This is a genomic window from Streptomyces sp. NBC_00091 (assembly GCF_026343185.1).
In the GTDB taxonomy this organism is placed as follows: Bacteria; Actinomycetota; Actinomycetes; order Streptomycetales; family Streptomycetaceae; genus Streptomyces.
The window spans coordinates 1,656,178-1,677,849 of record NZ_JAPEMA010000001.1; the positions used below are offsets into that span (position 1 = coordinate 1,656,178).

Annotated in this window: 24 protein-coding genes; 15 read left to right on the forward strand and 9 right to left on the reverse strand. The window is 72.2% G+C overall.

Annotated elements, in window-relative coordinates; translation table 11 throughout:
- Positions 1–2 precede the first annotated feature (2 nt).
- On the reverse strand, positions 3–884 hold the full coding sequence (gene mca / locus OOK34_RS07245) for a mycothiol conjugate amidase Mca (protein ID WP_267033047.1): 882 nt from the start codon (positions 882–884) through the stop codon (positions 3–5).
- A gap of 104 nt (positions 885–988) precedes the next feature.
- Between mca and OOK34_RS07250 the strand changes: the two genes are divergently transcribed.
- The 4 genes from OOK34_RS07250 to greA all read left to right on the forward strand — a co-directional run bounded on the left by OOK34_RS07250 (position 989) and on the right by greA (position 3,946).
- Positions 989–1,402, forward strand: a complete 414-nt coding sequence (locus OOK34_RS07250) for a DUF4307 domain-containing protein (protein ID WP_267033048.1) — start codon at positions 989–991, stop codon at positions 1,400–1,402.
- 133 nt (positions 1,403–1,535) lie between these two features.
- Positions 1,536–2,741, forward strand: a complete 1,206-nt coding sequence (locus tag OOK34_RS07255; protein WP_267033049.1) for a hypothetical protein — start codon at positions 1,536–1,538, stop codon at positions 2,739–2,741.
- An 88-nt stretch (positions 2,742–2,829) separates the two neighbouring features.
- Positions 2,830–3,339: a cupin domain-containing protein gene (locus tag OOK34_RS07260; protein ID WP_267033050.1), complete on the forward strand. Its 510-nt coding sequence runs from the start codon at positions 2,830–2,832 to the stop codon at positions 3,337–3,339.
- Between the two features lie 109 nt (positions 3,340–3,448).
- Entirely contained in the window at positions 3,449–3,946 is a 498-nt protein-coding gene (greA, locus tag OOK34_RS07265) for a transcription elongation factor GreA (RefSeq protein ID WP_267033051.1), read from the forward strand.
- A gap of 80 nt (positions 3,947–4,026) precedes the next feature.
- Here the strand turns inward: greA and OOK34_RS07270 are convergent, their stop codons facing one another.
- The 3 genes from OOK34_RS07270 to ilvA all read right to left on the reverse strand — a co-directional run bounded on the left by OOK34_RS07270 (position 4,027) and on the right by ilvA (position 7,260).
- Entirely contained in the window at positions 4,027–4,878 is an 852-nt protein-coding gene (locus OOK34_RS07270; protein ID WP_267033052.1) for an ABC transporter permease, read from the reverse strand.
- Positions 4,875–5,879, reverse strand: coding sequence for an ATP-binding cassette domain-containing protein (locus OOK34_RS07275; RefSeq protein ID WP_267033053.1), 1,005 nt, complete (start codon positions 5,877–5,879; stop codon positions 4,875–4,877). Before OOK34_RS07275 ends, OOK34_RS07270 begins: the two co-directional genes overlap by 4 nt.
- A 148-nt stretch (positions 5,880–6,027) precedes the next feature.
- On the reverse strand, positions 6,028–7,260 hold the full coding sequence (gene ilvA / locus OOK34_RS07280) for a threonine ammonia-lyase (RefSeq protein WP_267033054.1): 1,233 nt from the start codon (positions 7,258–7,260) through the stop codon (positions 6,028–6,030).
- A 285-nt stretch (positions 7,261–7,545) separates the two neighbouring features.
- Between ilvA and OOK34_RS07285 the strand changes: the two genes are divergently transcribed.
- Genes OOK34_RS07285 through OOK34_RS07295 form a run of 3 tightly spaced genes read left to right on the forward strand, consistent with a single transcriptional unit; the run spans position 7,546 to position 8,807 of the window.
- The gene (locus tag OOK34_RS07285; protein WP_267033055.1) at positions 7,546–8,067 is read left to right on the forward strand and encodes a MarR family winged helix-turn-helix transcriptional regulator; all 522 of its coding nucleotides are present in this window, start codon (positions 7,546–7,548) and stop codon (positions 8,065–8,067) included.
- Between the two features lie 48 nt (positions 8,068–8,115).
- A complete protein-coding gene (locus OOK34_RS07290) occupies positions 8,116–8,559 on the forward strand; it encodes a sigma factor-like helix-turn-helix DNA-binding protein (RefSeq protein ID WP_267033056.1) in 444 nt (147 codons plus the stop codon).
- Positions 8,556–8,807, forward strand: coding sequence for a hypothetical protein (locus OOK34_RS07295; RefSeq protein ID WP_267033057.1), 252 nt, complete (start codon positions 8,556–8,558; stop codon positions 8,805–8,807). Before OOK34_RS07290 ends, OOK34_RS07295 begins: the two co-directional genes overlap by 4 nt.
- Before the next feature lie 25 nt (positions 8,808–8,832).
- Here OOK34_RS07295 and OOK34_RS07300 read toward each other — a convergent pair whose 3' ends face one another.
- Positions 8,833–9,990 carry a cystathionine gamma-synthase gene (locus tag OOK34_RS07300; RefSeq protein WP_267033058.1) on the reverse strand — a complete coding sequence of 386 codons (1,158 nt, stop codon included), beginning with the start codon at positions 9,988–9,990 and terminating at the stop codon, positions 8,833–8,835.
- Positions 9,991–10,108: 118 nt separating this feature from the next.
- Between OOK34_RS07300 and OOK34_RS07305 the strand changes: the two genes are divergently transcribed.
- From OOK34_RS07305 to OOK34_RS07330, 6 genes are all read left to right on the forward strand, one after another.
- Positions 10,109–11,218, forward strand: coding sequence for a hypothetical protein (locus OOK34_RS07305; RefSeq protein WP_267033059.1), 1,110 nt, complete (start codon positions 10,109–10,111; stop codon positions 11,216–11,218).
- 158 nt (positions 11,219–11,376) lie between these two features.
- Positions 11,377–12,975, forward strand: a complete 1,599-nt coding sequence (locus OOK34_RS07310) for a M48 family metalloprotease (protein ID WP_267033060.1) — start codon at positions 11,377–11,379, stop codon at positions 12,973–12,975.
- The gene (locus tag OOK34_RS07315; RefSeq protein WP_267033061.1) at positions 12,972–14,120 is read left to right on the forward strand and encodes a hypothetical protein; all 1,149 of its coding nucleotides are present in this window, start codon (positions 12,972–12,974) and stop codon (positions 14,118–14,120) included. The genes OOK34_RS07310 and OOK34_RS07315 overlap by 4 nt, the downstream gene beginning before the upstream one ends.
- Positions 14,121–14,217: 97 nt before the next feature.
- A complete protein-coding gene (gene msrA, locus OOK34_RS07320; RefSeq protein ID WP_267033062.1) occupies positions 14,218–14,880 on the forward strand; it encodes a peptide-methionine (S)-S-oxide reductase MsrA in 663 nt (220 codons plus the stop codon).
- Between the two features lie 120 nt (positions 14,881–15,000).
- Entirely contained in the window at positions 15,001–15,759 is a 759-nt protein-coding gene (locus OOK34_RS07325; protein ID WP_267033063.1) for an SDR family NAD(P)-dependent oxidoreductase, read from the forward strand.
- Between the two features lie 12 nt (positions 15,760–15,771).
- Complete coding sequence (locus tag OOK34_RS07330) at positions 15,772–16,164, forward strand: MerR family transcriptional regulator (protein ID WP_267033064.1); 393 nt, start codon at positions 15,772–15,774, stop codon at positions 16,162–16,164.
- Here the strand turns inward: OOK34_RS07330 and OOK34_RS07335 are convergent.
- Complete coding sequence (locus OOK34_RS07335) at positions 16,131–17,177, reverse strand: NAD(P)-dependent alcohol dehydrogenase (protein ID WP_267033065.1); 1,047 nt, start codon at positions 17,175–17,177, stop codon at positions 16,131–16,133. The two genes, OOK34_RS07330 and OOK34_RS07335, sit on opposite strands and share 34 nt — an antisense overlap.
- Positions 17,178–17,402: 225 nt before the next feature.
- Between OOK34_RS07335 and OOK34_RS07340 the strand changes: the two genes are divergently transcribed.
- The gene (locus OOK34_RS07340) at positions 17,403–18,281 is read left to right on the forward strand and encodes a helix-turn-helix domain-containing protein (RefSeq protein WP_267033066.1); all 879 of its coding nucleotides are present in this window, start codon (positions 17,403–17,405) and stop codon (positions 18,279–18,281) included.
- 18 nt (positions 18,282–18,299) lie between these two features.
- On the opposite strand, the gene OOK34_RS07345 is transcribed toward OOK34_RS07340, so the two are convergent.
- The 3 genes from OOK34_RS07345 to OOK34_RS07355 all read right to left on the reverse strand — a co-directional run bounded on the left by OOK34_RS07345 (position 18,300) and on the right by OOK34_RS07355 (position 21,156).
- Positions 18,300–19,271 (reverse strand): GNAT family N-acetyltransferase, encoded by a 972-nt coding sequence (locus OOK34_RS07345; RefSeq protein ID WP_267033067.1) that lies wholly within the window; start codon positions 19,269–19,271, stop codon positions 18,300–18,302.
- Between the two features lie 136 nt (positions 19,272–19,407).
- Positions 19,408–20,655, reverse strand: a complete 1,248-nt coding sequence (locus tag OOK34_RS07350) for an Ig-like domain-containing protein (protein WP_267033068.1) — start codon at positions 20,653–20,655, stop codon at positions 19,408–19,410.
- Positions 20,656–20,814: 159 nt separating this feature from the next.
- Positions 20,815–21,156: a hypothetical protein gene (locus OOK34_RS07355; protein WP_267033069.1), complete on the reverse strand. Its 342-nt coding sequence runs from the start codon at positions 21,154–21,156 to the stop codon at positions 20,815–20,817.
- Positions 21,157–21,263: 107 nt separating this feature from the next.
- Here OOK34_RS07355 and OOK34_RS07360 point away from each other — a divergent pair, with 107 nt between their 5' ends.
- Positions 21,264–21,599 carry a hypothetical protein gene (locus OOK34_RS07360; RefSeq protein WP_267033070.1) on the forward strand — a complete coding sequence of 112 codons (336 nt, stop codon included), beginning with the start codon at positions 21,264–21,266 and terminating at the stop codon, positions 21,597–21,599.
- Positions 21,600–21,672: the final 73 nt, after the last annotated feature.

The following is a 21,672-nucleotide window of genomic DNA, read 5'->3' on the forward strand; positions in this document are numbered from 1 at the left end:
GGCTAAGCATTCTCCCGGATGCCCGCGAAGAGGTCGGACTCGGGGAGGGAGGTGTCGACGAACGACTTCGCCAGTTCGTACTCCTCGGTGGGCCAGACCTCCTTCTGGACCTCCATGGGGACGCGGAACCAGCCGCCGTCGGGGTCGATCTGCGTGGCGTGCGCGATGAGCGCCTTGTCGCGGATCTCGAAGTAGTCGGAGCAGGGCACGTGGGTGGTCAGGGTCCGCTCCGTGCGCTCGAACTCCTTCCACCGCTCCAGCCACTCCCCGTAGGGGGACTCCAGGCCGCGCGAGAGGAGCGCCTCGTGCAGGGCGATGGTGCGCGGCTTGTTGAAGCCCTGGTTGTAGTAGAGCTTCTGCGGCTGGTACGGGGCGCCGTACTCGGCCTCGGGGAACTTGTCGGTGTCGGCCGCGCCGTCGAAGGCCACCATCGTGATCTTGTGGGTCATGATGTGGTCGGGGTGCGGGTAGCCGCCGTTCTCGTCGTAGGTGGTGATGACCTGCGGCTTGAAGGCGCGGATCTTCTTCACCAGCTCGCCGGCGGCCTCGTCGACGTCCGCGAGGGCGAAGCAGCCCTCGGGCAGCGGCGGCAGGGGGTCGCCCTCGGGGAGGCCGGAGTCGACGTAACCGAGCCATTCCTGGTCGATGCCGAGGATCTCGCGCGCCTCGTCCATCTCGCGGGCGCGCACCTCGTGAATGTTCTCCTCGATGTACGTGTCGCCCTGGAGCTTGGGGTTCAGCACGGAACCGCGCTCGCCGCCGGTGCACGTGACCACCAGGACCGGCACCCCCTCGGACACGTACTTGGCCATGGTGGCCGCGCCCTTGCTCGACTCGTCGTCGGGGTGGGCATGGACGGCCATCAGTCGAAGCTGCTCGGTCAAGACAGGATCCTCTGTGATTCGGCGCGACGGTCAACCTCTATATTGACCGAATCGGGGGACGGAAAATTCCTGGGTGTCTCACCTTCCCCAGAGAGGAATCGATCATGAGCGCGGTACGCGAAGGGCTCCCCGAGGGCCGGTACGGCCGGTCGGCGGACGAGCGCGCGGACCGGAAGCTCAAGATCGTCGGATCGGTGCTCGGGGTCGGGCTGCTGGCCGTCGTCGGGTGGATCGGCTGGGACTACGTCGCCGGGCAGAGCGTCAGCGCCGAGGTGATCAAGTTCCAGATCGTCTCCGACAGCGAGGTCAAGGTGCACCTGGAGGTCCGCAAGGAGGCCTCGGTCACCGGTGTGTGCACCCTCAGCTCGCAGGACGAGGGGCACGGCGAGGTGGGCCGCGCGGACTTCACCTTCGGGCAGAACGCGGAGCGGGTGGACGAGATGGTCACCCTGAAGACCACCGGCCGCGCCACCATGATCGAGCTGGTCGGCTGCCAGGCGGCCGGCACCACGGGCTGAGCCCTCAGGCCGAGCCCGGACGCGGAGGCCCGGCCCCGCCCGGCCCGGTGCGCCGTCTTTGATCATGGTCATGCCCGCGGCCTAGCATGTGCACGCCATCCCCCGTGCCGTGCCCAGCCGACGGAAGACACCCATGCGCCTCCAGCGGATACTCGCCGCCACCGCGGCCCTCGCCGCGCTCACCACCCTCGCCACCGCCTGCGAGGACCCCGCCAAGCCGGGCCCGCCCGCCGCGAGCCCCACCGCGACCGCCACGGCCTCCGCCCAGGCCTCCCCGGCGGCCGGCTCCGCGCCCGCCACACTGGCCGGGGCGCAGGCGCACGTACAGAAGTACACGTCCTGCGAGAACCTGAGCACCGACCCGAACGACCGCCGGGTGGCGCTCAGCGGGTTCATCGGTGCCGGGGACTGGTCCATCACGGAGCGCGGCGTCTGCACGGACAAGAAGGCGCCGGGCGAGATCGTCCTCTTCCTGACCCCGGACATGAAGGCCTTCCAGCAGGCCGCCAAGGACCACGCCACGAAGCTGATCGCCGAGGGCCGGGAGGATTACGGCCTCGCCAGCCGCATGGTCGTGGGCAAGACCTTCGCGCTGACCGCGCTCAAGACCCGCACCGCCGTGTCCCTGGTCGACCCGCCCAACTCCGACCTGCGCATCCTGAGCTGCAACCCCAACGTCTACGTACCGGAGGGCTTCAAGAAGGAGAAGGCCCTGGTCGAGGGCTGCATCCTCACCGACTACGTCAACAGTCCCGACGGCCAGGGCAGCCCCTTCCGCGGGGCGGTCCGCGACCCCTCCACCGAGGGGACCGAGAAGCCCGGCCAGCCGGCCACCGGCAGCCTGGGGCTGGCGAGCGCCGGCAGCATCGCCGAGCTGAAGAAGATGGTCCACCCGCACACCGTCGACTGCACCAGCATGACCGTCACCGACGAACACGTGCAGTCGATCGACTACCTGCCGGTGGTCGACGCCGGCGGCAACCCGCGCACCTGGGGCGTCAAGGAGCGCGCGGTCTGCGGCACCCTCGGCGGCGCGCAGCGCGCGCACAACCTGAACTGGCTGGACACCGTCTCCGACATGAAGACCCTCCAGACCAAGGCGAAGGCGGCGCAGCTGGCCGACCTGAAGGACGACGGCCGCCTCAAGGCCACCGCGAGCAAGCTGCTGGTCGGCACGAACGTCGCCGTCGAGACCAACAGCAAGTCCGTCCGGATCGGTCTCTACCAGTTCCAGTTCCTCTACCTCAACTGCGAGACCGGCTTCACCGCGCCGGCCGGGTACCGGCTGGAGAAGGCACAGGTCGAGGGCTGCGTCCTGACGAACTACGAGCGCCAGTAGAGGTGACAGACGGCCGTCCGGGGGGTGCGCGGCACGCCCCGGACGGTGTCGACTGGGGTGTTCCGCCTTCCGAGCGCCAGGAGTCGACATGTCACTCTTCATCCCGGATTTCGACGACTCCGTGGTCGTCCGCGCCGCCGACGCCGAGGAGGTCCGGTTCTCGCCGGACTCCTCCGTGCGACTGCTGGCCGACAACTCCTCCGCCGGCGGGTTCCTGTCCACCATGCGCGTGAGCCTGGGCCAGGGCTCCGACGGCGCCCGCCCGCACCACCACGGCCGGTCCGCCGAGATGTTCTACATGATCGACGGGACGGCGCAGCTGCTGGCCGGCGACAAGGTGGTCACCGCCGAGGCCGGTGACCTGGTCATCGTCCCGCCGGGGCAGCAGCACGCCTTCGCCGCCGCGCCCGGGGAGAGCGCCGAAATGCTGGTCGTCATCACTCCCGGCGTGGAGCGTTTCGAGTACTTCCGCCACCTGGAGCGCATCCGGTACGGAACGATGCCGCCGGAGAGCCTCCTGGAGGTCCAGGAGCTGTACGACACGTACTTCGGGACCAGCTCCGCCTGGGAGGACGTCCGCGCTCCCCGGGCGCAATGACACACTTCATACACAGGGTGTCCTCCCCCTTTTCTTCCCGAATTGTTAGGCTCGTGGTTTCGCCCGCCGCTGGCGGCTTTGTAGTCCCCTGTACCGACGAGGAGCACCCGTGACCCAGACGAGCGAGAGCGTCACCTGGCTGACCCAGGCGGCGTACGACCAGCTGAAGACCGAGCTGGACTACCTCTCTGGTCCCGCACGCACGGAGATCGCCATGAAGATCGCGGCTGCCCGCGAGGAGGGCGACCTGCGCGAGAACGGCGGTTACCACGCGGCCAAGGAGGAGCAGGGCAAGCAGGAGCTCCGGGTCCGCCAGCTCACCCAGCTCCTGGAGAACGCGAAGGTCGGCACGGCCCCCGCCTCCGAGGGTGAGGTCGCGCCGGGCACCCTCGTCACGATCGCCTTCGACGGCGACGAGGACGACACGCTGGAGTTCCTGCTGGCCTCCCGCGAGTACGCGTCCACCGACTTCGAGACCTACTCCCCGCAGTCCCCGCTGGGCAGCGGCGTGAACGGCAAGAAGATCGGCGAGGACGCCCAGTACGAGCTGCCGAACGGCAAGAAGGCCACGGTCAAGATCCTGGCCGTCAAGCCCTTCACCGGCTGATCACCCCCTTACGAGAACACCTGCGCGCGAGCCCCCGCCGGACCCGGTCCGGCGGGGGCTCGCGCGCGTACTGCCCCAGGTCAGCTGGCCGCTCGGCGGTACTTGCGGACCGCGAGGGTGCGGAAGACCGCGATGATCAGGGCTGACCAGATGAGCGAGGCCCAGACCGGGTGGGCCATCGGCCAGGTGTCGGACGGAGAGACGCCGGGGTTTCCGAAGAGCTGGCGGGCCGCCTGAACGGTCGCGCTGAAGGGATTCCACTCGGCGATCGGCTGAAGCCAGCTCGCCATGTTCTCGGTCGGAACGAAGGCGTTCGAGATGAACGTGACGGGGAAGAGCCAGATCAGCCCACCCGAGGTGGCTGCCTCCGGGGTGCGCACGGACAGGCCGATCAGGGCGCCGATCCAGGAGAAGGCGTATCCGAGCAGGAGCAGCAGGGCGAAGCCGGCGAGCACCTTGCCGAGGCTCTCGTGGGTGCGCCAGCCAACCAGGAGGGCGACGATGGCGAGCACCACCATGGTCAGCGCGGTCTGCACCAGGTCGGCAAGCGTACGGCCGGTCAGAACCGCGCCGCGCGCCATGGGCAGCGAGCGGAAGCGGTCGATCAGGCCCTTGTGCATGTCGTCGGCGATGCCCGCACCCGCGCCGGCGGTGGCGAAGGTGACGGTCTGGGCGAAGATGCCGGCCATCAGGAACTCGCGGTAGGCGCTGGCGCTGGTCGAGCCGCCGATCATCATCGAGCCGCCGAAGACGTAACTGAACAGCACGACGAACATGATCGGCTGCACCAGCCCGAACACGACCATTTCCGGAATCCTGGTCAGGCGGATCAGGTTCCGGCGGGCGATGACCAGGGAGTCCCTGATGCCCTGGGTGACGCCGCCGTGAGGGTGGCGGGCCGCGCGGTCCGCGGCCGGGGAGGTGATGGTCACTTCGCCGCCTCCTTGCGCGCCCGGCCCTCGGCGGCGGGTGTGCCGTTCTCGTCCGGGGTGAGCTGGGTCGCGTGGCCGGTGAGGGAGATGAACACGTCGTCGAGGGTGGGGCGGCGCAGGCCGATGTCGTCGATCTCGATGCCCCGGGAGTCGAGTTCGCGGATGACCTCGGCGAGCAGTTTGGCGCCGCCCGAGACCGGGACGGTGAGCTTGCGGGTGTGTTCCTCGACGGTGGTCTCGCCCTTGCCGAAGCCGGCGAGGACCTCGCGGGCGGTGGTGATGTGCTCCCGCTCGTGGACGACGACCTCCACGCGTTCGCCGCCGGTCTGGGCCTTGAGCTGGTCGGAGGTGCCGCGGGCGATGACCTTGCCGTGGTCGACCACGCAGATGTCGTGGGCGAGGCGGTCGGCCTCCTCCAGGTACTGGGTGGTGAGCAGCAGGGTGGTGCCGCCGGCGACGAGTTCCTCGATGACGTCCCACAGGGCCTGGCGGTTGCGGGGGTCGAGGCCGGTGGTGGGTTCGTCCATGAACATCACCGGTGGGCGGACGACGAGGGCGGCGGCGAGGTCGAGGCGTCTGCGCATGCCGCCGGAGTAGGTCTTGGCGGTGCGGTCGGCGGCGTCGGCGAGGTTGAAGCGCTCCAGGAGCTCGCCGGCCCGGGCCCGGGCCGCCTTGGCGCTCATCTGGTAGAGCTGGCCGACCATCTGGAGGTTCTCGCGGCCGGTGAGGTATTCGTCGACGGCGGCGAACTGGCCGGAGAGGCCTATGGAGCGGCGGACTTCGTTGGGGTGCTTGAGTACGTCGATCCCGGCGACGACGGCCTTGCCGCTGTCGGGCTGGAGGAGGGTGGTCAGGACGCGCACGGTCGTGGTCTTGCCCGCACCGTTGGGGCCGAGCAGGCCCAGCACGGTGCCTTCGGGGACATCGAGGTCCACGCCGTCCAGTGCCCGTACGTCACCGAAGGTCTTGACCAGGCCTTCGGCGTAGATGGCGCCTGGCATAGGGGTTCTCCCAGAGCGATCGGGCCAGCATGATTTTGGACATTCCTAGGCAAATCCTAGGGGCGCCGGGCAGGCGTCGCCCGACGCATGGGCACCGTATCGCGTCATATCGCGTTCCGCCACGCCTTTTGCGCGGCCGCCTGCCACGTCAGGCCATCACCGGGTAGCCCGCGCTGTGCAGGGAGCGGGCGACCTCCGCGCAGTGCTCGGGCCCCTTCGTCTCCAGGTGCAGCTCCACCTCGACCTCGGTGAGCCCGAGCCGCGGGTCGGTCCGTACGTGGCTGACGTCCAGCACGTTGGCGTCCACCGTCGACAGCACCGCCAGCAGCCCCGCGAGGGCTCCGGGCCGGTCCGCGACCCGCAGCCGCAGGGACAGGTAGCGGCCCGCCGCCGCCATGCCGTGGCGCAGGATCCGCTGGAGCAGCAGCGGGTCGACGTTGCCGCCCGAGAGCACGGCGACCACCGGGCCGCCCCCGTACAGCTCGGGCTCGCTCAGCAGGGCCGCCACGGGGCTGCACCCGGCGGGCTCCACGACCAGCTTGGCCCGCTCCAGGCAGAGCAGCAGCGCGCTGGACAGGGCGTCCTCGGACACCGTCCGTACCTCGTCCAGCAGCTCCGCGATGATCGCGAAGGGGACGTCGCCGGGGCGGCCGACCTTGATGCCGTCCGCCATCGTGTTCGGGTCGTCGATCGACACCGGGTGGCCGACCTTGAGGGAGGGCGGGTACGCGGCCGCGCCCGCCGCCTGCACGCCGATCACCTTCACGTCCGGGCGCAGCGCCTTCACCGCGACCGCGATGCCGGCGGCGAGCCCGCCGCCGCCGACGCCGACGAGGATCGTGCGGACCTCGGGGCACTGCTCGAGGATCTCCAGGCCGACCGTGCCCTGGCCGGCGATGATGTCGCGGTGGTCGAAGGGGTGGATGAACACCGCCCCGGTGCGGTCCGCGTACTCCTGGGCGGCCGCCAGGGTCTCGTCGACGACCTGGCCGTGCAGGCGCACCTCGGCGCCGTACTCCTGGGTGGCGGCCACCTTGGGCAGCGGGGCGCCGACGGGCATGAACACCGTGGAGCGGACCCCGAGCAGGGAGGAGGCGAGGGCCACGCCCTGGGCGTGGTTGCCCGCGCTGGCCGCGACCACGCCGGCGGCGCGCTGCTCGGGGCGCAGGCCCGCGATGCGCACGTACGCTCCGCGCAGCTTGAAGGAGCCGGTCCGCTGGAGGTTCTCGCACTTGAGGTGGACCGGGGAGCCGGTGAGGGCCGACAGGTGCCGGCTGCCCTCCATCGCGGTCACCCGGGCCACTCCCGACAGCATCTTCTGGGCCCCCCGGACGTCGTCGAGGATGACCTGCGGGACGGGCACGGGCACGCGGTAGTTCATGCGGCCAGTCTCGCAGCCCGCGGGGGCCCCGGCTCAGGGACGGACGGAGCCCGGGCGGGGGCGGCGGGAGGGCGGCGGAAGGTCGGACGAAGGGGCCGTGGGAGAGGCTGCTGGAGGGGCCGCGGGAGAGGCCGCGGAAGGGGCGAAATCCCGCCATGCGGGACGCTCCCGGCGGGGCCGCGGCGACGGGCCGTATCAGTTCTCAAACGCGGCGTACGAGCCGCCGCAGGGCCGCGTACTCTGTCCCCCATCCTTGTCGGCCCCATGCGAAGAGAGCCCACGGCCATGCCCTCCATCCCGGCCAGTTCCGACCTGCCCACGGCGGCCGAAGCGCCCGCCGGAGCCGGACTCCTCGACACGCTCCAGCACCAGGTGGCCGTCTTCGCCCGCCGGGCCGAGCAGACCCGCCTGGGCGGCGTCGGCCACGTGCGCAACTCGATGGACCGAGCCGCGTACCTGCTGCTGAACCGGCTCGACCTCGAAGGCCCGATGGGCGTGAAGGCGCTCGCCGGCGGGATGGGCATCGACTCGTCCACCGTCACCCGCCAGGTCGCCCCGCTCGTCGACAGCGGACTGGTCAAGCGCACCTCGCACCCCGAGGACGGCCGCGCCGTGGTCCTGGCGCTGTCCCCGCGCGGCCTGGCCCGCCTGGAGGAGGTCCGCTCCTCGCGGCGGGAGCTGATGGCCCGGGTGACCGAGGGCTGGGCGGAGGAGGAGCGCGAGGTGTTCACCACGCTGCTGACCCGTTTCAACGGCTCGCTGTCGGAGCTGATGTCCGCCGCCTCCGAGGGCGGCCCGGCCTCCTGATCCGGCCGCGTCCGACCCCTTGACCAAGATGGTGCCACCGGCCGCACCATGGGGGCTGTGGACCGGCGTTCGGGGCGGGATGCGGAGTTCGAGGCCTTCGTCGCGGGCGCGGCGGGGCGGCTGCTGCACGTCGCCGCCCTGCTGACGGCCGAGCCCCCGGCCCGGGCGCCCGCCGCCCGGCGGATCCTCGCGGGCGCGCTGGCCCGTACGTACGCGCAGTGGGCGCGGCTGCGCGGCGACGACCCGTACGACCACACCCGCCGGCAGGTGTGCGCCGCGTACGCCCGCACCGCCTGGCGGCATCCCGGCGGCGGCGGGGTCCTCGCGCCGCTGAGCCCGCTGGAGCGGCTCGTGCTGGTGATGCGGATCTACGAGGGCGTCGCGGAGGAGGTCACGGCCGCGCAGCTGGGGCTGCCGCCCGAGCGGGTCGAGGCCGTGTGCAACCGGGCGGTGGCCACCCTGCGCGCCGGAGCCGCGGCGGGCGCCGCATGAGCCCCCTCGACCGTAAGGAGGCGCAGGTCAGGCAGCTGCTCGACGGCCCGCATCCGGCGGTTCCGGCGGGGCTGGCGACGGCGGCCGTCGCGCACGGCAGGCGGCTGCTGCGCCGCCGGCGGGTCCTGCGCCGGTTCGGCTGGGCGCTGCTGTGGGCGGCGGCGGTGGCCTTCACGGTGTGGGCGGCGCTGACCCAGCCGTGGGCCGTCCCGCCCAGCGAGGTCTCGCCGCCCCTGGAAGGCTGGTAGGCGCTCCAGGGGCGGCGGATCTGCTCTAGCCCAGCGCCTGGGTCAGGTCCGCGATGAGGTCGTCGGCGTTCTCGATGCCGACGGAGACGCGGATCAGGTCCGCCGGGACCTCCAGGGCCGAGCCGGCCACCGAGGCGTGGGTCATCCGGCCCGGGTGCTCGATGAGGGACTCGACGCCGCCGAGGGACTCCGCCAGGGTGAAGATCTTGGTGCGGCCGCAGACCGCGACGGCCTCCTCCTCGCCTCCGGCGACCTGGAAGGAGACCATGCCGCCGAAGTTGCGCATCTGCTTGGCGGCGATCTCGTGGCCGGGGTGCTCCGGCAGGCCCGGGTAGAGGACCTTGGTGACCTTGGGGTGCCGCTTGAGCACCTCCACGATCTTCGCGGCGTTCTCGGCGTGCCGGTCCATGCGCACGGCCAGGGTCTTGATGCCGCGCAGCACGACCCAGGAGTCGAAGGGCCCGGCGACCGCGCCCATCGCGTTCTGGTGGTAGGCCAGCTCCTCGCCCAGGGCCTCGTCGGCGGTGACCAGGGCGCCGCCGACGACGTCGGAGTGGCCGCCCATGTACTTGGTCAGCGAGTGCACGACCACGTCGGCGCCGAGCGCCAGGGGCTGCTGGAGGTAGGGGGAGGCGAAGGTGTTGTCCACGACCAGCTTGGCGCCGGCCGTGCGCGCGATGTCCGCGACCACCGCGATGTCGGTGATGCCCAGCAGCGGGTTCGAGGGGGTCTCGACCCAGATGACCTTGGTCTTCGGGGTGAGGGCCGCGCGTACGGAGGCCGCGTCGGAGGTGTCGGCCACCGACCACTCCACGCCCCAGCGGGAGACGACCTTCGCGAAGAGGCGGAAGGTGCCGCCGTAGGCGTCGTTGGGGATGACCACGTGGTCGCCCGGGGAGAGCAGCGTACGCAGCAGGCAGTCCTCGGCGGCGAGCCCGGACGCGAAGGCGAGGCCGCGCCGGCCGCCCTCCAGCGCCGCGAGGTTCTCCTCCAGCGCGGTGCGGGTCGGGTTGGCGCTGCGGCTGTACTCGTAGCCGCCGCGCAGTCCGCCCACGCCGTCCTGCTTGTAGGTGGACACCTGGTAGATCGGGGGGACGACCGCACCGGTCTGCGGGTCCGCCGTGTTGCCCGCGTGGATCGCGCGGGTCTCGAAGCTCTGGTGCTCGTGGCTGTCGTCGCTCATGGGGCAGATGCTATGCCCCGTCAGGGCCGCGGTCCTCTCCTGGCCTGACCGTGCGCTGACCCGGCGTGCGGAGGGCCTCGTTCGCCATTGGGCCGCCGGGTCTGGTTCGCTTGGCGGCATGGAGATTATCTGGGTCCTGATGGGGCTCGCCCTGGCCACGCTCTTTGTCTACAGCTACGTACGGGCCAGGCGCGGCGACGGGATCCGCCAGGTCGCGCCCGGCAGCCCCGATGCCGCCGACCCCGCGGACTACGGGTTCATACGGCAGGAGGAGCTGGACGTCCGGGTGCCCGGACCCGACCCGGACCTGATGGACGCTCTGGCCAACGTCCAGCGCACCGGCCACTGGCAGGCCGCGTCCGCGCTGCTCGCCGGGACCCCGAAGGACGGGGAGCGGCGCTGGCAGCGCGTGCAGGCCTTCGGCGGCGCGGCGGCCCTGGAGCTGGTGGAGCGGCCCGGGGCGGGCGCGCAGTGGCTGAAGGCGTGGCGGCTGGAGGCGGAGAAGGACGCGGGCGGCGCCCAGGTGCACGCGGAGCTGCTGGTGCAGCAGGCGTGGCGGTCCTCGGGCGGGGTGGGCTCGCAGGACCACCGGATCATCCTGGAGGAGGCCCGGGAGTCCGCCCGCAAGGCGGTCCTGCTGGCGCCCGGGGACCCGGTGCCCTTCATCACGGAGCTGGCCGTGGCGCGGGGGCTGGCCTACTCGGAGGCGGAGTTCGACGCGCTGTGGGCGAAGGTGATCGACGTGGCCCCGGCGCACATGGGCGCGCACCTGGCGGCCCTGCACTACTGGTGCGGGAAGTGGCACGGCTCGCGGGAGCAGGCCGACGCCTTCGCGCACGCGGCCGCCGCCCGCGCCCCGCAGGGCTCGCTGCTGGCGGCGCTGCCGCTGTTCTCGGTGTACGAGAACCTGCCCGACGTGGTCCTGGTCAGCAACTTCTGGGAGAGCGCGGTCGTCACCCGGGCGGTGGAGGGGGCCCTGTACGCGGTGCACCAGGCGCGTGCGGACGACCCGATGCTGGCGCACGTGCGCCACATGCTGCTGGTGTTCCTGGTGAACATGGAGCGCTGGGCGGAGGCGATGGAGCAGGTCCGGCACGTGGACGGCTGCGTGGGCGCCCTGCCCTGGACGGCCTCGCAGGACCCGGCGGAGCAGTACGCGGTGTACCGGGCGCTGGCGGTGGCGGGCTACGAGGCGAACGGCGGCTCCCCGGCGACCCTGCCGCACTGACCCGCCGCGGGGGCGGACGGCCCGTGTCCGCCCCCGCCCCGCTCCCGTACCGGTACCCCCGGACCAACGGTTTTCGGCCATTGGCCATAAGGTGCGCGTAAACACTGCATCATGTGCGCGTCAAAAGCCGCACCATCCCCCGGGGGGACCCCATCCATATGGGCGCTTCGCTGCGCGCTCTGCGCGCCCTCGTCCTGCTCGCCGGCTTCTACCTGCTCGGCGTCGTCCTGCTCGCCCTCCTCGGACTCGCCGACTGGGCCACCTTCACCTGGCTGCACGGCCCCATAACCGCCAAGGTCGTCATCGGATCGGTGGTCCTCGCCATCCCGATCGTGCGCGGCATGTTCATGCTCCGCACCCCCAAGCCGGAGCCGGCGGCAGGCGTCCGCGTCACCGAGGCGCAGGAACCCCTCCTGTGGCAGACCGTCCGGGACATCGCCGACCAGGTCGGCACCCGCGCCCCCGACGAGATCCTGCTGATCGACGAGGTCAACGCGGCCGTCTCCGAGGACGCCCGGCTGCTCGGCCTGCGCTCCGGCACCCGCCGCCTCCACCTCGGCCTGCCCCTGATGACGGGCCTGGACGAGATGCAGCTGCGCGCCGTACTCGCCCACGAGATGGGCCACTACGCCAACCTCGACACCCGCCTCACCCCGGTGATCGCCCGCGGCCGCGCCCAGCTGATCCGCACCATCGGCCACTTCCGCGACCGCGCCGACAACACCGAGGCCAAGGAACGCGCCAGGCAGGAGAAGCGGGCCGAGAAGCGGATCGCCAAGGGCAAGAAGGCCAAGGAGATCGACACCGACGGCGCGGGCTTCACGTACCGCGCCATGGCGGGGATCTACAACCTCTACGCCCGCTTCTACATGCGCGCCACCCTCTCCTCCGCACGCCGCCAGGAGCTGGCCGCCGACCTCGCCTCCGTGCGCGTCGCGGGCCGCGACTCGGCCGCCTCCGCGCTGCGCGAACTGAACGCCCTCGACTCGGCGCACGAGTTCTACATGAGCTCGTACGCCACCCTCGGCGTCGGCGCGGGCCTGCTGCCGCGCCCCGGGCAGGTCTTCGGCGGGCTGCGCCGGCTCCTCGACGCCCGCGCGGCCGAGCTGGAGGAGATGCGCCGGGAGCTGTCCACCGAGCCCGCCTCCCCGTACGACTCCCACCCCGCGCTCGCCGAGCGCGTGGCCCGCATCGAGGCCCTGCCGGACGACGGCCGCGGCGGCCAGGCGGCCCGCCCGGCCCTGGAGCTGCTCTCCTCCCCGCAGGAGGCGCTGGCCGCGCTGGAGCAGGCGGTCCTCACCCCGGAGGCCCTCGCGCTCACCCGCGTCGACTGGGAGGACCTCGTCCACCAGTCGATGACCACGTACGTCGGCCAGGGCGCCGAGGACATCCGCGAGGCCCTCACCGCCGAGGGCGCCGGCCCCTCCCTTGCCGCCCTGCTGGACGCGATCGACGCCGACCCGGCGGTGCGCTGGCGGATCGCCGACCACTTCCCGAAGTCCGAGGAGGCCCAGGCCGCGACCGGCCGTACGGCCCGCGAGTTCGCCCGGCCGTCCGTCCGGCGCGCCCTCGGCCAGCTGGTCACCGTCGAGCTGACCGCCCGCGGCGCGGCCCGCTGGGAGCTGTCCTGGTCCGACTCGCCCACCCTGTCCTACCCCGTGCCCGGTTTCGAGGACGAGCTCGGCCCCGCCCTGGACGCCGCCGTCGCCGACCTGCCCGACACCGAACTGCTGCGAAAGCTGGTAATCGCCCCGTGACCATCGTCCTCATCGTGCTCGGCGCCCTCCTGCTGGGCGTCGCCTGCTGGGTCCTGCGGGGCGTGTTCCTCATCCGCAAGGCCAAGCGCCTGGAAGCCGAGATCGGCACCCTGAACGCGCAGACCGAAGCCATCGAGTCGGACGAGGAGGCCGCCGCGGAGGCCGCGCGGGCGGAACGGGCCGTCGCGCTGGGCTTCGTACCGGAATCCGAACTCGACCGGGACAACCCGGCGCCCGTACCGCCGGAGCGGACCGCCGCCCTGGAGGCGGTCCGGTCGGGTGACTGGGAGGCGGGAGCCGCCTACATCGAGGCGGCCGGCAAGGACTGGCAGGAGCGCATGGAGCGCGTCCGCCCGCTGGCCGAGGCGGCCGCCGAGGACGACGCGTGGCTGCTGGCCTGGCGTGCGGCCCGGCCCTCGGACCCGACGGCGGCCCTGGTCAACGCCGACACCTCCGTGCAGGTGGCCTGGAACGTGCGCGGCGCCAAGTGGGCCAGCCACACCACGCAGGAGCAGTTCCGGCTCTTCCACCAGCTGCTGACCAAGGCCCAGGCGGACGCCCACGAGGCCCAGCGCCTCGCCGACCCGGCGGACCCCACCCCGTACATAGCGGAGCAGGCCATCGGATTCGGCCTGGGCTACTCGCACGAGACCTTCCGGGAACTGTGGGCGCAGATCGTCGACCGCGACCCGAAGGTGCTGTGGTCGCACGTCACCGGCCTTCAGTACTGGTGCCGGAAGTGGAGCGGCTCGGACGAGCTGGCGCTCGCCTTCGCGCGGGAGTCGGCGGCGGCGGGCGAGCCCGGTGACCTGCTGTCGCTGGTGCCGCTGATGGCGTACTTCGAGCAGTTCACGAAGGACGACGACCTCGCCGTGGACACGTTCTTCAAGGAGCCGGAGATCGTCGCCGCGGTGGACGCGGCGCTCGTGGACCTGGCGGCGGCCGGCAACGACCACCCCGGGACGCCGCTGATGCGGCACATGCTGGCGTACCTGCTGTTCTGGCAGGACCGCGACGCCGAGGCGGTCGAGCAGTTCCGGCACATCGACGGGTACATCGGGGCCGTGCCGTGGTCCTACTCGGGGGTGGGCCGCTACCTGTACGCCCGCAACTTCGCGGTGGACCTGGTGGCATCGGCCGACTGACCGGCCGACCGGCCGACCGGACGGGACGAGGGGGCGGGCCGGGGAATCCCGGCCCGCCCCCGGCCGTTGACACTCCCACCAGAAGGGAATCGATTCCATGTTCTCGTACCGCCGCACGCCCGAGCTCCCCACCCGCGAGGAGGCCCTGAAGGGCCGCTCCGAGGCCCCGTTCTCGCTGCCCGAGCGCCACACCGTCCTCGGCAACCCGCTGTCCGGCCCGTACCCGGAAGGCCTGGAGGTCGCCGACTTCGGCCTGGGCTGCTTCTGGGGCGCGGAGCGCAAGTTCTGGCAGACCCCCGGGGTGTGGACCACCCTGGCCGGCTACCAGGGCGGCCACACGGAGAACCCGCTGTACGAGGAGGTGTGCTCCGGCCAGACCGGCCACACCGAGGTCGTCCGGGTGGTCTTCGACCCGTCCGAGGTCTCCTACGAAACCCTCCTCAAGCTGTTCTGGGAGTCCCACGACCCCACCCAGGGCTTCCGCCAGGGCAACGACGTCGGCACCCAGTACCGCTCGGCGCTCTACACCCACTCCCCCGCCCACCAGGCGGCCGCGGAAGCCTCCCGCGCCGCCTACCAGCAGGTCCTCCAGGCCTCGGGCTACGGCGAGATCACCACCGCCGTCCTCCCCGCCGCCGACCGCCCCTTCTGGCCGGCGGAGCCGTACCACCAGCAGTACCTGGACAAGAACCCGGCGGGCTACTGCGGCATCGGCGGCACGGGCGTCTCCTGCCCCATCGGCGTGGCCGCGGCGGAGTAACGGACGGCATCGGCCGGGCTCACCCTTTCGGGTGGGGACCCGGCCGACCGGCTGGGTACGCCGGCGCCGGGGCCCGGAATCTTGACCTTGTCACTGGCGGCAGGGTTGTTCCCTCGTGCCATGGAGAACAGCGCAAGCACGCAGCGGGTCGTCCTCGTCACCGGCGCCGGGACCGGCATCGGGCGGGCCACCGCCCGCGCCTTCGCCTCGGCCGGGGAGCGGGTGGTCGCCGTCGGACGCCGGCCCGGGCCGCTCGCCGAGACCGCCGACGGCCATCCCGGCATCCGGCCGCTGGCCGGCGACCTGGCCGCACCCAGCGGGCCCGAGCGGATCGTGGCGGAGGTCCTCGGCGCCCACGGCCGCCTCGACGTGCTCGTGAACAACGCCGGGATCGTGCGCTCCGGCGCCCTCGCCGACGTGACCCCCGGGGACGTCGCCGCGCAGCTGGCGACCAACCTGGTCGCGCCGCTGCTCCTCACGCAGGCCGCCCTGCCCGCCCTGGAGGCCGCCGGAGCGGGGGTGGTCGTGAACGTGAGCACCGCCGTCGGGCAGCGCGGCTGGCCCGGCGCCTCCGTCTACGCCGCCACCAAGGCCGCCCTCGACACCCTCACCCGCAGCTGGGCCGTGGAGCTGGCCCCCCGCGGCGTCCGGGTGGTGGGGGTCGCGCCCGGCGCGGTCGACACGCCGATCGCCGCCCACCAGGGGCTGAGCCCCGAGCGGGCCGCCGAGGTGCGGGCGTGGCAGGTGGCGCGCACCCCGCTGGGGCGGGTGGGGCGGCCGGAGGAGGTCGCCTGGGCGGCGTGCCGGCTCGCGGACCCGGCCGCGTCGTTCCTGACCGGGGTCGTGCTCCCGGTGGACGGGGGCGCGGCGGTGGCCTGAGAGCATGACCCCATGCTGATCGGGGAACTCGCCGAGGCCACCGGCACGACCGCCCGCGCCCTGCGCCACTACGAGCAGGCCGGGCTGATCTCCTCCGCACGGGCAGTAAACGGCTACCGCGTCTACGACGAGCGGGCCGTCGTGCGCGTCCGCAACATCCGGGTGCTGCTGGAGGCGGGGCTCACGCTGGACGACGTACGGGTGTTCCTGCCGTGCCTGGACGGGGACGTGGCCGCCGGGCCGCCGTCGCCCAAGGGGCTGGCGGTGGCCCGGGAGCGGCTGGCCGTCCTGGAGGCCCGGATCGCCGTACAGACGGCCGCGCGCGACCGGCTCCGTACGGCGCTCGCCGGGCCGGCCGGGCCCGGCGGGGATCAGATGGTCGAGGCGTCGATGACGAAGCGGTAGCGGACGTCGCTGGACAGGACCCGCTCGTAGGCCACGTTGATCTGCCCGCCGGTGATCACCTCGATCTCGGAGCCCAGGCCGTGCTCGGCGCAGAAGTCGAGCATCTCCTGGGTCTCGGCGATGCCGCCGATCATCGAGCCGGCGAGGGTCTTGTTGCCGCCGATGACGGAGAACAGGTTCAGCTCGACCGGCTCCTCGGGGGCGCCGACGTTCACGAACGCGCCGCCGACCCGCAGCAGGGACAGGTAGCGGTCCAGGCCGAGCGGCGCGGAGACGGTGGAGACGATCAGGTCGAAGCGGCCGGCCAGCTCCTCGAAGGTGGCCTCGTCGCTCGTCGCGTAGTAGTGGTCGGCGCCCAGCTTCAGCCCGTCCTCCTTCTTGCGCAGGGACTGGGACAGGACGGTCACCTCGGCGCCGAGGGCGTGGGCGATCTTGACGCCCATGTGGCCGAGGCCGCCGAGGCCGACGACCGCGACCTTCTTGCCCGGGCCGGCCTGCCAGTGCTTGAGCGGGGAGTACAGGGTGATGCCGGCGCACAGCAGCGGCGCGGCGACGTCGAGGGCCAGGCCGTCGGGTATGCGGACGGCGTAGTTCTCGTCGACGACGAGGTGGGTCGAGTAACCCCCGTACGTGGGCTCGCCGTTCTTGTCGAGGGCGTTGTACGTGCCGGTCGCGCCCTTGGCGCAGTGCTGCTCCTGGCCCGCGAGGCAGTACTCGCACTCCCGGCAGGAGTCGACGAAGCAGCCGACGCCCACCCGGTCGCCGACGGCGTACTTCGTGACGCCCGGGCCGACCTCGGAGACGACACCGGCGATCTCGTGGCCCGGGACCATCGGGAAGATGCCCTCGCCCCAGCCGTCGCGGGCCTGGTGGATGTCGGAGTGGCAGATGCCGGAGTACTTGATGTCGATGAGGACGTCGTGCTCGCCCACCGGGCGGCGCGGAACGGTGGTGCGCTCCAGCGGGGCCTTGGGGGCGGGGGCGGCGTAGGCGGCTACCTGGGTGACGGACATGGGGGTGCTCTCCTCGGACGACGAGGACGCCGGGCGGGCCGTGTGCCGTGCCGCGCGGTGCTGCGGTCGACGAGGGGCCGTGGCGTCCGTTCTGCGATGCCCCCAACGATGCCCCGCCGCGCGCGGCGCACCCAGACCCCTGCCGAGCCTAGGACTGCCAGACGTACCCCTGGCGGGGTCAGGCTGAGGCCCTCGTACCGCGCGCACGCCGGGGATACTTGCGCTATGGACCAGCTTGATCAGCGAGCCGAACTGGGAGACTTCCTGCGCAGCTGCCGCGCCCGGCTGCGCCCCGCGGACGTGGGCCTGCCCGAACACGGCCGGCGCCGCCGGGTGCCCGGCCTGCGGCGCGAGGAGCTGGCGCAGCTGGCGGGGGTGTCGGTGGCGTACTACACCCGCCTCGAGCAGGGGCACGGCCAGAACGTGTCGGCGGAGGTGCTGGACGCCATCGCGCGGGCGCTGCGCCTGGGCAGCACCGAGTCGGCGCACCTGAACCACCTGGCGAGCCCGCGCAGCCGGGGGCGGAGCCGGGCCCAGCGCCCCCAGCAGGTCCGCCCCGAGCTGCGCACGCTGCTGGCGGCGATGGAGGGCGTACCGGCGTACCTGGTGGGGCGGCGGCAGGACGTGATCGGCTGGAACCCGCTCGCGGCGGCCGTCTTCGGGGATTTCGGGGCGCTGCCGGCGGCGGAGCGGAACCTGGTGCGGCTGGTGTTCCTGGACCCGGCGACCGCCGAGCTGTACGCGGACTGGGAGTGCCGGGCCTGCGAGGTGGTCAGCAATCTGCGCCTGTACGCGGGCCAGCACCCCGAGGACGAGCGGCTGTCGGCGCTGGTCGGGGAACTCTCGGTGAAGAACGAGGAGTTCCGCCGGCTGTGGGCGGCCCACGCGGTGGCGGACAAGACGCACGGAGTGAAGCGGCTGCGGCACCCGATCGTCGGCGAGCTGGAGCTGGCCTTCGAGACGCTGACCCTGCCCGACGATCCGGCGCAGTTCCTGGTCACCTACCACGCCGAGCCGGGCTCCCCCTCGGCGGACGCCCTGCGGCTGCTGTCGTCCTGGTCGGCGACGCCGGCGGCCCCGAGGCCCGCCGAGGAGCCGGCCTAGCCCCGGAGGGGCGTGGGCTCAGAGCTTGAGCTGGAAGAGGCCCGCGCCGCGCTCGCGCCGGTAGCCGACGGACGCGTTCACCCTCAGCATCGCGGTGTTGTCGTCGGCCACCGTGGTGCCGATCCGGCGCAGCCCCGGGTACCGTCCGGCCGCGTACTCCTCCATGCGCAGCTTGACCGCGCGGCCGAGGCCGTGGCCCCGGTGGGCGGGGACGACCACGGTGTCGTACTGGAGGGCTCGCGGGCCCTCCGGGTCCGGCAGCACCAGCACGGTGTACGCGGCCACCTCCCCGGCGGGGGTGACCGCTGCGGCCAGGGTGATCTCCCCGCCCCGGTCCAGGACCAGCTGCTGCGCGCTGTGCACTCGCTGGGCCGTCCACGGCTGGAAGGTCTCGTCGCTGTCCCCGCTGGGCGCGTCCTCCATCGCCCCGTGGGCCAGCGCTGTCGCCGGGGCCCAGGCGTCGGGGACCAGGCCCGGCCAGACGTGCAGTTCGTACCCGGGGGTGGCCGGGGCCGCCACCGGGCCGTCCTCCCCGAGTTCGCGCACGTACCAGCCCATCGACAGCACGCTCTCGAAGCCGAGGGACTCCGCGAAGGCCTGCCCGGGGCCCCCGAGGTCGGCGACGGTGGCGACGGAGGTCCGGCCCTGGTCGAGCAGCTCCCGGCGGACCTGCTGCCACAGGGCCGAGCCCACGCCGCGCCGACGCGCGTCGGGCCGTACGGTCAGTTCGTCCAGGAAGGCGGTGTGGGTGTTGCCCTCCTCGGTGAAGAGCAGCAGGGCGGCCTGCCCGTCGCCGTCGCCGGCCGCCCAGCGCACGAGGCGGCCGCGGGACGGCGGGACTTGCAGCCTCCCGGCGGCCTCCACCCTTGCGGGGGCGGGCAGGCCGGGCAGGGCGGCGGCGTCGGTGGCGTGGGCGGCGAGCTGGACCGCCCACCAGGTGTCCACCTCGGCGTCGGTCGGGTGCGCGGACAGCGCGTGGATCTTCGTCATACGGGGACCCTAGGCGCCGTCCCCACGCCCCACCAGGGGGTTTGAGTGGGCGTCACGCTGAAATGCCGGACGGCGGGGGGCCCTTGCCGGGCCCCCCGCCGTCCATGCGCCTGTGTCTATGCCTGCTGTCGCCGCGTCAGGCCGACGGGCCGGCCTTCCACTCGGCCCAGCTCATGTTCCAGCCGTTGAGGCCGTTGTCCGGCTTGATGATCTTGTCCGGGGAGTTCACCACGGTGACCACGTCGCCGATGAGCGAGTTGTCGAAGAACCAGGCGCCGGGCTGGTTGGGGTCGTTGGCACCCTGGGCGTCATTGAGGCCCACGCAGCCGTGGCTGGTGTTCACCTTGCCGAAGATCGAGTCCGATCCCCAGTAGTTGCCGTGGATGAAGGTGCCGGAGGTGGACAGCCGCATCGCGTGCGGGACGTCCTTGATGTCGTACTCGCCCTTGCCCTCCTTGTTCGTGAAGCCGACGGTCGAGCCGTCCATGCGGGTCTCCTTGAACTTCTCGGAGATCACCATCTGGCCGTTGTACGTCGGGTTCTCGGGAGAACCGGCGGAGATCGGGATGGTCTTGAGGACCTGTCCGTCACGGGTGACCGTCATCGTCTTGGCCTTCACGTCGACGGTGGAGACCTGGCTCCGGCCGACCTTGAAGGTGACGGTCTTGTTCTGCGCGCCCTGGATGCCGGGGCCGCCCTGCACGCCCTGGAGCGACAGCTTCAGGGTGATGGTGGAGTTCGCCTGCCAGTACTGCTCCGGGCGGAAGTCCAGGCGCTGGTTGCCGAACCAGTGGCCGACGACTTCCTGGCCGCTGCTGGAGGTGACGCTGATGGCCGCCTGGACGGCCTTCTGGTCCTTGATCGGCTTGTTGAAGGTGATCGAGACCGGCATGCCCACGCCGACCGTCTCGCCCTCCTCCGGGACGAACGAGCCGACGAAGCTGTTCTCCGGGGAGAGGGTGGTGAAGGAGGCGTTCTCGTGCGCCTCGCGCCCGGCCTCGTCCTTCGCGGTCGCCGCCAGCGCGTACTTGGTGGAGCGCTTCAGGGCGGCGTCCGGCTTCCAGCTCTTGCCGTCGGCGGCTATCTTGCCGGCCACCGCCGCGCCGCCCTCCGTGGTCTTGAGCTCGACCTTGGTGAGCGTTCCGTCGCTGACGGTGACGCTCGCCCCGTCGTTCAGGGCGACGTTGGTGGAACCGTCCTTGGGCGCGATGGCTATCTTGGCCTTGGAGGCGTCCTTGGCCGCCGCCGCGTCGACCTCCGCCTGCGACTTGCCCTTTTCCGCGCTCCCCTGCGGCTTGTCGGCACCCCCGTCGTTGCAGGCCGAAAGCATCAGTACGCCACCGAGCACGGCGGACACGGCCACCAAGGACCTTCTCCGCCGCATGCTGTACGTCCTCACACGTCACTCCATCGTTGCCGGAAACCCCGGGGCTGCAATCCCGGGATCGGGCCGGGCAGGGGGCAACACCCCCTGCTCGTCCTGACAACGCGTTAACGATGCGGATCGGTTCCACATTCCGTTCGAATGTGTGCAACCCCACGGTCAGGCGTTGTCGGCCCCTTCTTCGAAGTCACCATCTTCCTCGTCCAGGTCCCACTCCAGGGACTCGGGGTCGTATTCGACCGGTTCGCTGCTCCACGAGGCCTGTGCCAGCTCCACCCCGGTCAGCTCCGCGACCAGGTCAGTGGGGTCGACGAGGTAGGCCAGAGCCTCCGACTCGTCCTCCCTGACGGCCGATTCCGCGTGCGCGCGCTCCTCGTCCGGCATGAACTCGTCGGCCTTGATGTGCGCGAGGGCCGCTCCGATGAGGGCATCGGAGTCCGACACCTCCAGCACCAAATCCACCCGAAGCCGTACGTAACGTGATGTGTCAGAAGGGTTCATACGACGGAGAGTAAGCCCGCGACAGCCTCGACTTTCCCACGACCCGCCCCTTTCACTAGCATCTGCGCACACGGCCAATTCGCTGCTTCCGCAAGGGGGATCGCACCGTGTCCGCACGCCGGCCTCTGCTCACCGCTCTCGGAGCGACCACCCTCCTCGCCGCCCTCTGGTTCGTCCCCTCGGCGAACGCGACAGCCCCCGGGCAGCCCGCGGGCACCACGGGCGCGCCCGCCGCCGCCAACACGGGAACCGTGTCGGGCACGGGTACGGGCACCGGCACCATCGCCGGCGTCGCCGAGGAGCGACCCGCCACCGTCACCGTCCTCTCGCTGGCCGACACCGGCAGCGTCGACACCACCCCCTACGTCCTGGGCGGCACCCTCTGCCTGGGCCTGGGGGCGGGCTTCGTGACCTTCTCCGTACGCCGCTCCCGCGGCCTGTAAACCCCACAGCCCCCGGACATGGCGAAGGGCCGCACCCCCGGGCGGGGGTGCGGCCCTTTCGCTCGGGCGCCCC